At 54.6% G+C, this 12,821-nt stretch carries 15 protein-coding genes, 1 other RNA gene and 1 pseudogene; 8 read left to right on the top strand and 9 right to left on the bottom strand.

Going from position 1 to position 12,821, the window contains the following annotated elements:
- From E1297_RS36645 to E1297_RS36605, 9 genes and pseudogenes are all read right to left on the bottom strand, one after another.
- On the bottom strand, positions 1-111 hold a 111-nt coding region (locus E1297_RS36645), incomplete at its 3' end, for a ClpXP protease specificity-enhancing factor SspB (protein ID WP_256372807.1).
- A gap of 106 nt (positions 112-217) precedes the next feature.
- A complete protein-coding gene (gene chrA, locus E1297_RS36640; RefSeq protein ID WP_155146967.1) occupies positions 218-1,471 on the bottom strand; it encodes a chromate efflux transporter in 1,254 nt (417 codons plus the stop codon).
- On the bottom strand, positions 1,468-2,283 hold the full coding sequence (locus E1297_RS36635; RefSeq protein ID WP_155146964.1) for a sulfurtransferase/chromate resistance protein: 816 nt from the start codon (positions 2,281-2,283) through the stop codon (positions 1,468-1,470). Before E1297_RS36635 ends, chrA begins: the two co-directional genes overlap by 4 nt.
- Before the next feature lie 131 nt (positions 2,284-2,414).
- Positions 2,415-2,846: an ester cyclase gene (locus E1297_RS36630; RefSeq protein ID WP_155146962.1), complete on the bottom strand. Its 432-nt coding sequence runs from the start codon at positions 2,844-2,846 to the stop codon at positions 2,415-2,417.
- A gap of 101 nt (positions 2,847-2,947) precedes the next feature.
- Positions 2,948-3,294, bottom strand: a transfer-messenger RNA (tmRNA) gene (gene ssrA / locus E1297_RS36625).
- A 36-nt stretch (positions 3,295-3,330) separates the two neighbouring features.
- Positions 3,331-3,693, bottom strand: a complete 363-nt coding sequence (locus E1297_RS36620) for a DUF4345 family protein (protein WP_155146960.1) — start codon at positions 3,691-3,693, stop codon at positions 3,331-3,333.
- Positions 3,694-3,759: 66 nt separating this feature from the next.
- On the bottom strand, positions 3,760-4,410 hold the full coding sequence (locus tag E1297_RS36615; RefSeq protein ID WP_155146958.1) for a hypothetical protein: 651 nt from the start codon (positions 4,408-4,410) through the stop codon (positions 3,760-3,762).
- A 13-nt stretch (positions 4,411-4,423) separates the two neighbouring features.
- Positions 4,424-5,824: pseudogene (locus tag E1297_RS36610) on the bottom strand (selenium-binding protein SBP56-related protein).
- A 128-nt stretch (positions 5,825-5,952) separates the two neighbouring features.
- Positions 5,953-6,684 carry a FadR/GntR family transcriptional regulator gene (locus E1297_RS36605; protein WP_155146956.1) on the bottom strand — a complete coding sequence of 244 codons (732 nt, stop codon included), beginning with the start codon at positions 6,682-6,684 and terminating at the stop codon, positions 5,953-5,955.
- A gap of 85 nt (positions 6,685-6,769) precedes the next feature.
- Here E1297_RS36605 and E1297_RS36600 point away from each other — a divergent pair, with 85 nt between their 5' ends.
- The 8 genes from E1297_RS36600 to E1297_RS36565 form a co-directional block, all read left to right on the top strand.
- Positions 6,770-7,561, top strand: coding sequence for a DUF2182 domain-containing protein (locus tag E1297_RS36600; RefSeq protein WP_155146954.1), 792 nt, complete (start codon positions 6,770-6,772; stop codon positions 7,559-7,561).
- A gap of 4 nt (positions 7,562-7,565) precedes the next feature.
- Positions 7,566-8,270 carry a DUF1326 domain-containing protein gene (locus E1297_RS36595; RefSeq protein ID WP_155146951.1) on the top strand — a complete coding sequence of 235 codons (705 nt, stop codon included), beginning with the start codon at positions 7,566-7,568 and terminating at the stop codon, positions 8,268-8,270.
- A 26-nt stretch (positions 8,271-8,296) separates the two neighbouring features.
- Positions 8,297-8,776 (top strand): DinB family protein, encoded by a 480-nt coding sequence (locus E1297_RS36590; protein ID WP_209016223.1) that lies wholly within the window; start codon positions 8,297-8,299, stop codon positions 8,774-8,776.
- 1 nt (position 8,777) lies between these two features.
- Entirely contained in the window at positions 8,778-9,872 is a 1,095-nt protein-coding gene (locus E1297_RS36585; RefSeq protein WP_155146949.1) for a dimethylsulfoniopropionate demethylase, read from the top strand.
- Positions 9,873-9,928: 56 nt separating this feature from the next.
- Entirely contained in the window at positions 9,929-10,924 is a 996-nt protein-coding gene (gene acuI, locus E1297_RS36580) for an acryloyl-CoA reductase (RefSeq protein ID WP_155146948.1), read from the top strand.
- 185 nt (positions 10,925-11,109) lie between these two features.
- Positions 11,110-11,673, top strand: coding sequence for a ribosome recycling factor (frr, locus tag E1297_RS36575; protein WP_155146946.1), 564 nt, complete (start codon positions 11,110-11,112; stop codon positions 11,671-11,673).
- A gap of 9 nt (positions 11,674-11,682) precedes the next feature.
- Entirely contained in the window at positions 11,683-12,414 is a 732-nt protein-coding gene (gene uppS / locus E1297_RS36570; protein WP_155146944.1) for a polyprenyl diphosphate synthase, read from the top strand.
- The coding region (locus tag E1297_RS36565; protein WP_196223483.1) for a phosphatidate cytidylyltransferase at positions 12,411-12,821 on the top strand (411 nt) is incomplete at its 3' end. The genes uppS and E1297_RS36565, both read left to right, overlap by 4 nt.

Genomic DNA, 12,821 nt, shown 5'->3' with positions numbered 1-12,821 from the left:
GCCCTCCTGCCGGGTGTCGAAAGTAATGAAGAAATGATGCGCGCCGGGCAGGCCGGTTTCTGCAACGCTGCTCAGAACAGTCTTGATCAGGCCACGCATGGCCGTGTGCATCAAGTTCCCATAATCAATGTCTTGCGACATGTGTCATCCTCGAAAGTGGTTATCCTCAGCATAGGGGATTTGGACGGAAACGAAAGACCGGGTTGCGCCTGATTGTTCAGATTAAATGCAGAGCTATTCCGGACAGAACCATTACGGCCAAAGTGGTGGCTAAACCGGATTTCAGCCGGAAAATCAACACTGCAGCGGCGACTGTCAGGACAAGGGCCGAAACATCCAACGTAGCAAGCTCAGGAACGGGCAGGGAGATCGGACCCCATGTTAAGTCCGGGGCTGATCCGAACAGCACGTTTAGTCCGAACCACACCGAGAGGTTGAGAATCACTCCGACCACCGCAGCTGTGATGCCGCGCATTGCGTTTGCCAGCCGCGGGCGTGTGGCAATACGGTCCAGATACGGGGCTGCAAGGAAGATCCACAAAAAGCAAGGTACGAACGTCGCCCAAAGAGCCACGATTCCCGCTGCAATAGCCAGCGAGGCACCTCCGGCGATCTGACCGCTCAGCATAGCCACAAACTGGGTGACCAGAATAAGCGGGCCTGGGGTTGTTTCAGCTAGGCCCAGCGCGTCAATCATTTGATCGGTACTGATCCACTGGTAGGTATCAACAACGGTTTGGGTCATATACGCGAGAACTGCGTAAGCACCACCGAATGTAACCACCGCCAATCGGGCAAAGAACCAACCCAGATCGCTTAGAAGTGTTTGCCCGGTCAAAGTGAGTAGTATGAGCGGCCCCAGCCAAAGGGTCAGCCAGATCACAGCTGTGCGAATGGGACTGGTGAGTGCCGGGGAGGGGGATGATGTGGCCTCGGCAACTGAATTTCCAGACGTGACATAGCCCCAGATCGCAGCCACCAGAATGATCAAGGGGAACGGCAGATTCAGCGCAAAAATTGCCACAAAACCCAAGATTGCAATTACACGATGTTCGGTATCGGTCAGCGCCTTGCGTGAGAGATTTCTTAGCGCTTGCACGACGATAACGATGACAGTGGCTTTGACGCCCAGAAACGCCGCCTGAACCAATGGTAGATCACCATAGGCCGCATAAAGCCCTACCAATACCGCGATGATCAAAGCACCGGGCAGGACAAACAGGCTGCCGGCGATCAATCCCCCTGCAACCCCTCGCAATCGCCAGCCCGCGTAGGTGGCCAGTTGCATTGCTTCTGGCCCCGGTAGCAGCATACACAGCGACAGAGCGCGCAAATAAGTCTGCTCATCCAGCCAGGGGCGCCGTTCCACCAGCTCCTGATGCATCAATGAAATCTGTGCCGCCGGGCCGCCAAAGGACAAAAGCCCGATGCGTCCAAACACCTGAACAAGCTCTTTAGTGGTCGGGGTCATTTTTTGCGATCCGTAGGCCAGTCGTGACTTTCCTCGAAACCATCGCGCGCCCAGCGGTAAAGCGCATCATAGAGCGCCAAACCGGCTTCCAATTGCTGATGGTCGTTCCGATATTGGCGAGATAACCCGACTGAGATGGCAAGCAAGCCAGCAGCTTCGGCTGACAATTCATGTCGATTGGTGTCTGCTGCGCGAACGACGGTTGATAGCCGATCCAATGCGGGTGAACGCAGGTCAAACTCATCCAGCATCGTATCAAAGGTGCACTGTTCGTTCTGGTGACTCCAAAACACACCTTCCATATCAAAGGGGGTTGCCCCGAACTGATCTACGACGCCCTGAACCTCGGTTGGAGACACAAACAAGAACTTGGCCTTTGGATCAATGAAACGCCGGATCAGCCAAGGGCAGGCGATACGGTCGATTTTCGGCCGATGCCGTGTCACCCAAAGTGTATTCTCTACGACGGGGGCGGGTACTGCGGAAACCGGAAACGACAGCGCATCCGGCATGTCCCTCCATGCAAACATACCGCCTTCCAGATACTCTGCCGCGTGGCCCTCGCTCATCAACCAGGACACCAGGCCCTGACTGAGTTTCTTACCCTTTTGGCAAATGATGACGCATGGGTTATCGCCAACCAGTTCTATGATGCCCTCGATGTCTGAGCAGGGGTGACGCACAGAACCGGGAATAAGGCAGGGATCATCCTCAAAATCCGGATCGGTTCGGATGTCGACCAGCACCGGGACTTGCGGTGTTCCGATCAGTCGCATGAGTTGTCGGGGCGTAATTGCGTTTGGGGCAGCCATAGCATGTTTCCTCGGTCATTTCCGATACATGCGAAACTTGGGCTGCCGCCTCACGGGGTGTTCGCAAGCTGACCCCATGGGGTCTTGCTACAGCGTAACCGCAGATAGGGTCAAGATTGCGTGGATTGTGGCTATGCCCAGTCGAGCCTTTGCCCGGTCATGCAAACAGGGAGCGTATCGAGGGGAAACTGGCCCAACTGTTCAAAGAGCGAGATAAAGTCGAACTGGTTGTAGGCTTCAACCATCTTGTCACCCTTAAACCGCGCCATGACCTGCCCCGTAACCTCCAGCGGGGCACCGTTGTCGGCCCTGAATGTTCTGACGTGCAAAACGCCCGAGACCCAATCACCATCCTCAATGATCTTGGGCAGATCTACGGTTATTTCACCAAGAATGTGCCGGAAGGCCGTGACAAGATCGCGAAAATCATCTGCGCCGACCTGCATTTCGGGAATCAACCCTTCGGCCATGGTGTCAGGCGAAAAGAATTGATCAATCGCGTCGGTATTTCCTTTTTCCCAGACTTCGGAATACCACGCCCGTAATCTCTCTGAATTCGTCATCCCGGATCTCCTGTCTTTTGAGCGGAGATTGCAGAACAAGAGTGAATAAACTCTGAACCGGAATGGAATTCAGAGGCAAAAACTCAGACATTATGCTGCAAAATGCAGGTTTCTGTTGCCAGGTACCTGCGAACCCCGCCTTACGCGGCTAGGCGCAAGGGCTTAAGTTTCGGTCTTGTTACTGCTTACGCAGCAACTGCAACCGGAGCACGATTGTCGTTTGCAATTGTACTATTTTCGCCGGTAACGGTGGCAGACAGCCGAGACAAAGCTAACCCCTTTAGACGTTCGTCGATCCTATTTCGGCCCCATGATCCTCAAACGAAGGATGTTGGTGGAGCCGCCGGGTACCGCCCCCGGGTCCGATCCGCTTATTACGAGCGCGTTTATGTCCATAGTCCCGAAGGACAATCCCTATATAGGTGACGTTCCGGTCGGATGCAAATCCAGAATGAGCTACACTGATTTAAGCATTATCAAGTGGTTATGAAGTCTTGCTGATGTTTGCGAAAATCAGCCAGGCCGCGAGCGCCAGTTCGATTCCACCAAAGGTCGCTGCTTTGACAAGTGGCGGATTATCCAGCGCAAGCGATACAAACCGGCCCAATGCCGCACCGGCATAAACAACACCCAGCATGGCGTAGGCCATCGGGTTGTTGAGCCAAAGGACTGCGATCCCGGTCACAACAAACAGACCTCCGACCGATGCGCGCATCTCGCTCAGTCCCATATTGCTGTTGGTTGGGGCCAGATCCAGCGATGTGGCAGTCCATGCGGGTGCCAGAAACCCGAACAGCCCAAAGCCAATTGTGAGCAATGCGGCAATCACATTGACGGTCGTTATCATTTTTGCCTCATGTGTTCTTAGTATCTGCCCGGAAAGAGTAATCCGACTGAAAGCAAAGAAAAGCACCTAAATCGCTGACCAGAGCCCAAGCACGCCAACCAGGATCAGGCTTAGTGCCCAAATAAGCTCGAGATTGAACCAGCTGCGTGAGAGAAATTGCAGGCCAAGCCATCGGTAAACCGCATACGCAAGAACTCCGCCTCCAAGTACCATCGCGATGGTATGAACGGCAGCAACGATTAAAACCAAAAGGCCGTTGGTGGTCATGATTTCAGAAACCGCGCGATGGCCTGCGTCCAATTCGTCCAAACCACACAGGCCCAGATAGATTGGCACCAACATCAAAGCCGCGCCATGCGCGAGGGCCACAAGAAACGACCACAAAGCCAATCTGCCTGGCGGGATGCGGGACAGGGCGCGGGGATGTCTTCGGGCAATAGCGATGTAAAGTCCCATCGCGATGACGATCAGCGCCGCACCAATTCGGATTTCGCGCTGGTAATCCACCAAAACCGCCATAAGTGCAAAGGGCAACAGCACCCCTAGCATGGCCAGAAAATGTCCACCGGCCAGAGCTGCCAAAGCCCGCCATAGCGCGGACTGACGCTGTTCCATAAGTGCTGCTGATACGGCCAGCGGCCATCCCATACCGGGATTTAAGCCGTGATAGGCGCCGCTCAGAACAACGGCCAGCCAGAGGCCGGCCGTTGATGTCATCAGAAATTCCAAATCAGACGGAGGGGTAGCAGAAGCTGTCCGTCGAACAGTCGCCGCCCTCCAGTCGGATTTGGTGGCTGCGATAACCATCCGGGAAGTCGACCCAGAAATTCGGATCCAGCGTCAGACCACCGTTTTCACCTACATCAGCTTTGACCATCGCCGCACCCCGATCGCCAGGGTAAAACTGATCGTCCCAGGTCGAGTACAGTGAGTTGGTCCAGTAGACACGCTTACCGTCCCGGCTGATTTCGACCATTTGCGGGCCATAACCAAAGTCTTGCCCGTTGGGATGCTTGGTTTTTTTGACGATACCGCCGATTTCTACCTTGCCGGCCAGTTTCGGGTTCATCGGATCTGATACGTCATACTGATGCATCTCTCCGGTTCCCCAGCAGGACACATAGAGGTACTTGTCGTCCAGGCTCAGATCGATATCCGTGACCAGTGGTGGAACGGCAGAAAAGCCCTTTAGCAACTCGGGCAGATCGTCTGGATCGGCAGGCTGCGGATCGATAGTTATGGTCTTTTTGGCTTCAAACGTTCCGTCATCGTTGCGCCACCACGTGAATATCGCGCCTTGCAGGTTGGTCGTGTCGACCACGACACCGCAGAAACCGTGCTGTTTGACCGGATCATGGGCAGGGCGAATTTCCAGCGCCATCTGGTGGTTCTCACCCAGATCGATGGTCTGGATGTTGGTCCGATTACGCAGGTTCCAGAAATGGATGCGATGACCGTATTTGTTCGACAGCAGATCCTCGGCGACGATCCCGTTTTCGAATTGCGGAGGTAGACCCCATTCAGAACTGACCATGTAATCCCGTGGTAGGTTCCACCAGAAATCATAATGCTTGTCTTGCACGCCGCGCTCGATTTCGTAACGGCCAATGATCTCAAAACTCTCGCAATCCATGATGAAGATACCCGGAGGGCCATCAGTGCCATCTTTGCCACCGCCGCCAAGCGTGCTGACATAGATACCCTCCGGTCCGCAATGGATCGTGTGAGGGCGGGAATACCCTGTCTTTGCAAAGACTTCTTCGGGTTAAATGATCTTGTGGATCTTGGCTTCCAGTGGGCTTTTAACGTCAATGATGTAGATCCGGCTGGATCGAATACCCGGGATAATCAGATAGCGACGTTCCAGAAATGCATGACCACTGAGCGGTGATAAGGATGACGAGCAAGCATTCCATCCGAAATGGTGAAACTCGTCGCCTTTTTCTGGCATGATCACCTGATGAACGATTTTCCCGAAATCATCCGAAGTTGGATCGACGTTCACAACAGCCAATCCATCCGGTTGAGAAAAATCAGGACTGAGCATCAGCGTAAAAGCCAGAGTTTCAGTAGGCCCCTCCATCGCAAGCTTGGCTGATGGATAAAAGGTTGGGTCCGGTCTTTGGTTCATAACGTCCTCCCGTAAGCAATTGAAATTCAATCTTTATTGAGAGTTCCGGTCTTGATGCCGGGTGTCATGGTGCCTGCTCGAGTGTCCTTTTCGTCAGTGTCTTGCGTCAAGTTTTATCTGATCGGATCTCAATCTGGTTTACGTCGTTTCTCGGCTACATCGCGTGCCAATTGGCGGGTATAGGCTTCAAGCTCAAGCAACGCCTGATCTACCGCTTTGGCATCCCGGGCCTCAAGCGCGTCTGCAATCCGGCTGTGAAGGGCGATGATCTCTTCCCGGGATCGCGCGGTGAAGGTGATCATGTTCATCAGGGGCTGCATCGCCTCGACCGCACCGGCCAACTGATAGGACAGTACCGGATTGGCAGCACCATCCACCAACGCCCGGTGGAACGAAACATCTGATGCACAGAACGCCTCATCCGTAAGTCCGGGTTGTGACTGCCGAAAAATCTCGGCCCGCATCGTGGCCAGCTGATCGGCCGTGCGTCTTTCGGCAGACAGAGCCGCACAGGCTCGTTCCAGAGAATAGCGCGCCTCACAGGCTGTATCGAAGCTTACGGCATTCATCGACAGCAACAACGTCGAGGTCGTGACTTGCTGAGAATAAGCGTCCTCGAAGCTCAATTTATTAACAAAAGCCCCACCAGATGCGCCACGCTGTGTCCGGATAAGCGACTGAGCTGCCAGCCTTTTCAAAGCCTCGCGAACAGTGGGGCGCGACACCTGAAACTGATCTGAAAGTTCGGCTTCCGAAGGCAAACGTTCGTCTACGATCAGTTCGCCTGATACAATCGCATCGCGAATAGCCTGAGCGATATGTGCCGACAGATCCGTAGGTTTAGAAGGTTTGAGTTTCATGTTCTGGCGGCCAATGTAAATTTTTATTTGTCTGACATTTAAAAGTCTGACATTTGAAAAGCAAGGGATGAGTCGGGAGGAACACTTGCATCGCGCATTGATACGCAGCGGGTTATGGCTGGGTTTCTACATCATGATTCTGTGGTCGTGGTGGATGATGTACTCGATGAGCCGTGACATGGATCTCGATTGGATCGGGCGCCCCGGACCAATGGGCGAAGCCATGAGGGCCATGGACCCCCGGATGGACATGTACATGCCCATGGCCGAGTTCGGGCCGCTGTTCTGGATGTGGGCCATCATGATGGCTGCGATGATGCTGCCGACGCTGATACCAACTCTGCGCAGCTATGAAGACCTGATCAGCAGCGCCAACGGCACCCGCGCAGGATGGATCGGAGTGTTGGCTGGATATTTCGTCGTTTGGGTTGGGTTTGCAGCGCTGATTACCAGCGTGCAGCTGGCTCTGCTGTTTGGCGGGGTCGTGGATATGCTCGGGATTGCTAAATCGCATTTGGTGGCCGGTGGTTTGCTTATCGCAGTCGGCGCGTTTCAGTTTACCCGCGTCAAAGAAGTCTGCCATGGGGTCTGTCATGCACCGATGACGTATTTCCTGGGCCATTGGAAAACGGGTTTTACCGGCGGTCTGCGAATGGGCCTTGGTCTCGGCGCGTTCTGCGTTGGTTGTTGTTGGGGTTTCATGGCGCTTGGCTTCGTCGGTGGCGTAATGAGCCTCTTGTGGATGGGTCTCGCGACGCTGTTCATGGTTTTGGAGAAACTCCCCCAGATCGGGCACGTCCTGACCCGTCCAATGGGGTTCCTATTGATCGCGGGCGGCTTGGCTCTGCTCATCTATCCAGTTGCATTCGGAGGATAAGTCTATGGCAAAGAACAGAAAACCGGAATCCGACAGGCTACCGATCAGTCAACGCATCGACAGCCGTATGCCAAACCCAAAACGTCGCGAGATGAGCCCGACTGAATGGGCCATCAAGGGCGAATTGATCCTGAACTGTTCCTGCGACGTGTTCTGTCCTTGCGTGGTTTCGCTGGGCGCGCATCCTCCGACCGAAGGGCATTGTCACGCTTGGATGGGCGTGATCATCGACGAAGGACATTACGAGGGCGAGGACCTCTCGGGCCTGAATGTGGGCCTGTTGGTAGACATTCCTGGGCGCATGGGCGAAGGGCAATGGAAAGTCGCCGCTTACATGGATGAGCGAGCAAGCGGTAAGGCCTATAATGGATTGCTGCAGATATTCAGTGGTCAGGCAGGTGGAACCACCGGTTTGTTCACCATGTTGGTTAGCGAAATCATCGGTGCTGAGCGTGCGCCTGTTCAGATCGAACGCGATGGCAACAAGCGCCGGATCGTAATCGGCCGGAAAATTCAGGGTGAGATTGAGATGCTGGCTGGCAAAGACCCCGAGCATCCTGTCATGGTGTCCAACTCAAAATATTGGATGGGCCCGGACATTATCGTTGCTCGCGGCACCAAGTCCAAGGTGCGTGACTATGGCCGGGTTTGGGATTTCGGTGGCAAATCAGCCGAGATTTGCCCAATCGACTGGCACGGGCCCAAGTGATGATTACCGGAGCGTTTGCCCGGGAAATGGCCCGATATAATCAATGGGAAAACAGTCAGCTGGCTGCTTTTCTTCAGGAGCTTTCACCTGCCGATCTGACCCGTGATCGTGGAGCCTTTTTCGGATCTATCATGGGTACAGCAAACCATCTTCTATGGGGCGACTGGATCTGGATGTCACGCTTTGACAAAGGCGCTGCCCCTGATGGTGGTATTCCGGAAAGCACGTCAATTTGTGCTGATCTGGCGGAGTGGCTGCCACTGCGCGAAACCATTGACGCGCGTATCACTGACTGGGCCCGGACCCTAGGGGATGATCCGATCGAGGGGTCCTTCACATGGTTCTCAGCTGCGAAAAAGGCGGATGTTACAAAGCCTTACGCACAATGCGTGATCCACATGTTCAATCATCAGACCCACCATAGGGGTCAGCTGCATAAAATGTTGACCGAAGCAGGCTCAAACGCTCCGGTCAGCGACCTTGTTTTTCTGCCCGAGGATTTTTGAGATGGCAGTCATCACACCCAGCCGCCGCGTTAGAAAAACACCGTTTTCACCTGGTGTCGAAGCCGAAGGCGTGAGCGGCTACACAGTGTATAACCATATGCTGTTGCCAACTTTTTTTGAAAGCGTCGAAGCGGATGCGGCGCATCTCAAGCAACATGTGCAGGTCTGGGATGTCTCCTGTGAGCGTCAGGTTCAGATCAAAGGGCCAGACGCGCTGCGTCTGATGAAGATGCTCAGCCCTCGCGACATGGACCGGATGCAGGCTGATCAGTGCTACTATGTTCCCGTTGTCGACCAGAATGGAGGCATGCTGAATGATCCGGTAGCAATCAAGCTTGCCGATGATCACTATTGGCTGTCGGTGGCTGATGGGGATTTTTGGCAATTTGCACTAGGGATAGCCGTTGCGCTGAATCTGGATGTTCAAATCACCGAACCGGATGTCTCGCCACTGGCGGTTCAGGGACCAAAAGCAGACGATTTGATGGCGCGCGTTTTTGGCGAAGAAGTCCGTAATATCAAATTCTTCCGCTACAAACGTCTGGCATTTGAGGACACCGAGTTTGTTGTGGCTCGCTCTGGCTGGTCGAAACAGGGCGGGTTCGAGATCTATGTCGAAGGCTCCGACTACGGTATGCCATTGTGGAATGCGCTGTTTGCCCAAGGTCGTGACCTGCATGTGCGGGCGGGGTGTCCGAACAATATCGAGCGGATCGAAAGCGGTTTGCTGAGCTTTGGCTCGGATATGCGGCGCGAAAACACACCTTATGAATGTGGGTTGGGACGGTTTTGCAATTCACCAGAGGACTACATCGGCAAGACAGCTTTGGCCGATCAGGCGGAAAACGGCCCTCCACGCCAAATCCGACCGCTTGTCATTGAAGGAGAGATCGGACCCTGCACGGAAGCGTGGCCGTTGATGGCCGAAGGCGGTCAGGTCGGGCAGGTGGCGTCGGCAGTTTTCTCGCCCGAGTTTGGGGTGAATGTCGCAATCGGTATGGTCGACAGGTCCCATTGGGGCCCGGGAACACGGGTCGAGGTATTGACCGAGCATGGAATGCGTTGGGCTGAAGTGCAGGAGAAATTCTGGCGCTGATCAAGCCAGACCACAAAAGAACAAGGGTCAACAGACCCGTCGCTAGGAGCAAGATGATGTTTAATGCGTTACTCGTTGAAAAAGATGAAGAAAGTGGATTGGCAAGCGCGTCGGTCAAGCAGGTATCCGAGGATATGCTACCGCACGGAGAAGTGACAGTTGCCGTTGAGTATTCGACCGTCAACTATAAAGATGGACTGTGTATGTCGCCTAAGGGTGGCGGCCTTGTGCGCAGCTATCCACATATTCCCGGCGTCGACTATGCGGGCACGGTCGAGGCATCTTCGGATGATCGTTACAAGCCTGGCGACAAGGTCGTACTGACTGGTTGGCGCGTGGGCGAGGCGCATTGGGGCGGGTATTCCCAAAAAGCAAATGCTCTAGCCGATTGGCTTGTCCCTCTGCCCGAAGGCTTGAACGCACGTCAGGCGATGGCCGTCGGGACGGCAGGTTTTACCGCAATGCTTGCAGTAATGGCATTGGAAGATCATGGGCTGACACCTGATCATGGCCCGGTATTGGTCACCGGCGCAGCGGGTGGCGTAGGGTCGGTCGCCACGGCGATTCTGGCCAATCTGGGATATGAAGTTGCGGCAGTGACAGGCCGCCCTGAGACCGAAGACTACCTGAAATCTCTGGGTGCGACGACTATTGTGCCGCGGGATGAGCTCAATGAGACAACCAAACGCCCATTGGAAAGCGAGATGTGGGCAGGGTGCGTTGACGCCGTTGGTGGCGCAATGCTCGCCCGCGTGCTGGGGCAGATGAAGTATGGCTGTTCAGTTGCGGCTGTTGGCCTGGCAGGTGGTGCTGCTCTGCCTGCGTCCGTGATCCCATTTCTTTTGCGTGGCGTGAACCTGCTGGGTATCGACAGTGTAATGCAGCCTTATGATAACCGTGTGAGGGCCTGGCAACGCGTCGCGACCGATCTGCCAATGGACAAGCTGGAAGCCATGGTACATCCCGCGACACTGTCCGATCTGCCGCAATTGGGCGCTGATATCCTTCAGGGACAGGTAAAGGGTCGCGTCGTTGTTGATGTAAACAGCTGACCTTTACCGGAACTCGGTTGACCGGTCAGTCATCGTGCTGGCCGGTCTTCTATTCTGGAAAATGGTACAAAATGGCAGAAACAACTCTGGTCATTGGTACAATTCCTGATCATGATTGCTATACATCCCATTTGCGATGGCTTAAGACCCATCCGAACAGCACCTGAATACGGGGAGTGAGCAGCATGTCTGATGATTTTATTCTGGACACCGATGATCTTAAACGCCGCATGGACGGCGCAATGTCCAACCTGAAAACCGAATTTGCCTCGCTGCGCACGGGGCGCGCTTCTGCTTCGATGCTCGAGCCTGTGATGGTGGATGCCTACGGTTCAATGACCCCGATTAACCAGGTCGGTACCGTCAACGTACCCGAGCCTCGTATGGTTACGGTAAATGTCTGGGACAAAGGTCTTGTTGGTAAGGTCGAAAAGGCAATCCGTGAAAGTGGACTGGGTATTAATCCACAGCTGAACGGCACGATCATCATGCTGCCCATCCCGGAACTGAACGAAGAGCGCCGTCGCGAACTGGGTAAAGTTGCAGGCCAGTACGCAGAACACGCACGCGTGTCGATCCGCAACGTCCGTCGTGATGGTATGGATCAGATCAAGAAGGCCAAGGCCGATGGCATGTCCGAAGATGATCAGAAACTTTGGGAAGCTGAAGTTCAGGATCTGACCGACGAGATGATCAAAGCGGTCGATACCGCTCTTGAAACCAAACAAGCCGAGATCATGCAGGTCTGAGCCACGATCATGCCCAAGGATCCCCAAACACCGCCGGTCCAGGGGCCGCGCCATGTTGCCATCATTATGGACGGAAATGGCCGCTGGGCTCAGGCGAGGGGAAGGCCACGTCTGTTTGGTCATCATGCCGGTGCCCGTCGCGTGCGCGAAGTTGTTGAGGCATGCCCGGGACTGGGGATCAAGTATCTGACAGTGTTCGCATTTTCGACCGAGAACTGGAAACGAACTCAGGTCGAAGTCGCTGGACTCATGAGCCTGTTTCGACGCTACATCGTGAAAGAGACGCGGACGCTGAAAGAGAACGGTATCCGCGTGAGATTTATCGGTGATCGAGTGAGGCTGGATTCAAAGCTGACCGATTTGATGGATACACTTGAGCGGGAAACGCAGGACAATGACCTTGTCCACCTGACCGTTGCGTTGAACTATGGCGGTCGGGACGAAGTCGCGCGTGCAACCCAGCGGTTGGCACGGGATGTGGCTGACGGCAAACTGTTGCCTGACGATGTCGACCAAGAAACGCTGCCCAGATATCTAGACACTAGGGTACTACCGGATCCGGATCTGGTGATCCGTACCAGCGGCGAAGCACGGATTTCAAATTTCCTGCTCTGGCAATCGGCGTATTCCGAATACGAATTTATCGATACACTTTGGCCTGACTTTACTGCGGCCGAGTTGGAACGCCTTTGCAAGAGCTTTGGTTCCCGGGAACGGCGCTTTGGAGCGGTTCTGGCATGAGTGATGGCCGATGGTCTGATCTGACTGCCCGCATATTGTCCGCAGTTGTTTTGATTGCAATCGGTGCAATCGAAGTTTGGCTTGGCGGTCTGTGGTTTGAGGCTTTCATTGCAGCTGCCTGCGGTCTGATGACCTGGGAATTGGTCCGAATGGTTGATCCAGAGCGGAGCGGTGTTGCAATCCAGCTGGGTATCCTGACTGGATTTGCTGTTGTTCTTAGCTATCATCTCCCACCGCTCTACAAGCTTCCCTTCCTGTTGGCTCCGGCACTTGTCGGTGCCGGGCAGGTAAAAAAGGCGCGTGGTATTTACGCTTTGTTTGCGATCTGGATCGCGGCTTCGGGCCTGGGGTTCATTTCGATCCGCGAGAATATGGGTTTTGGCTGGATGGTTTGGTTGATCTCGGTG

The sequence above is a fragment of the Roseibium sp. RKSG952 genome (genome assembly GCF_009711355.1).
The sequence above is the reverse complement of the archived record's forward strand: the minus strand, read 5'-3'. Positions and strand labels throughout refer to the sequence as shown.

Bases quoted from the DNA above. Each gene is read 5' to 3' on its own strand.
- E1297_RS36615 (WP_155146958.1), bottom strand. From the start codon at position 4,410: ATGACATCAACGGCCGGCCTCTGGCTGGCCGTTGTTCTGAGCGGCGCC.
- E1297_RS36620 (WP_155146960.1), bottom strand. From the start codon at position 3,693: ATGATAACGACCGTCAATGTGATTGCCGCATTGCTCACAATTGGCTTT.
- E1297_RS36590 (WP_209016223.1), top strand. From the start codon at position 8,297: ATGGCCCGATATAATCAATGGGAAAACAGTCAGCTGGCTGCTTTTCTT.
- chrA (WP_155146967.1), bottom strand. From the start codon at position 1,471: ATGACCCCGACCACTAAAGAGCTTGTTCAGGTGTTTGGACGCATCGGG.
- frr (WP_155146946.1), top strand. From the start codon at position 11,110: ATGTCTGATGATTTTATTCTGGACACCGATGATCTTAAACGCCGCATG.
- acuI (WP_155146948.1), top strand. From the start codon at position 9,929: ATGTTTAATGCGTTACTCGTTGAAAAAGATGAAGAAAGTGGATTGGCA.
- E1297_RS36605 (WP_155146956.1), bottom strand. From the start codon at position 6,684: ATGAAACTCAAACCTTCTAAACCTACGGATCTGTCGGCACATATCGCT.
- E1297_RS36585 (WP_155146949.1), top strand. From the start codon at position 8,778: ATGGCAGTCATCACACCCAGCCGCCGCGTTAGAAAAACACCGTTTTCA.
- E1297_RS36630 (WP_155146962.1), bottom strand. From the start codon at position 2,846: ATGACGAATTCAGAGAGATTACGGGCGTGGTATTCCGAAGTCTGGGAA.
- uppS (WP_155146944.1), top strand. From the start codon at position 11,683: ATGCCCAAGGATCCCCAAACACCGCCGGTCCAGGGGCCGCGCCATGTT.
- E1297_RS36635 (WP_155146964.1), bottom strand. From the start codon at position 2,283: ATGGCTGCCCCAAACGCAATTACGCCCCGACAACTCATGCGACTGATC.
- E1297_RS36595 (WP_155146951.1), top strand. From the start codon at position 7,566: ATGGCAAAGAACAGAAAACCGGAATCCGACAGGCTACCGATCAGTCAA.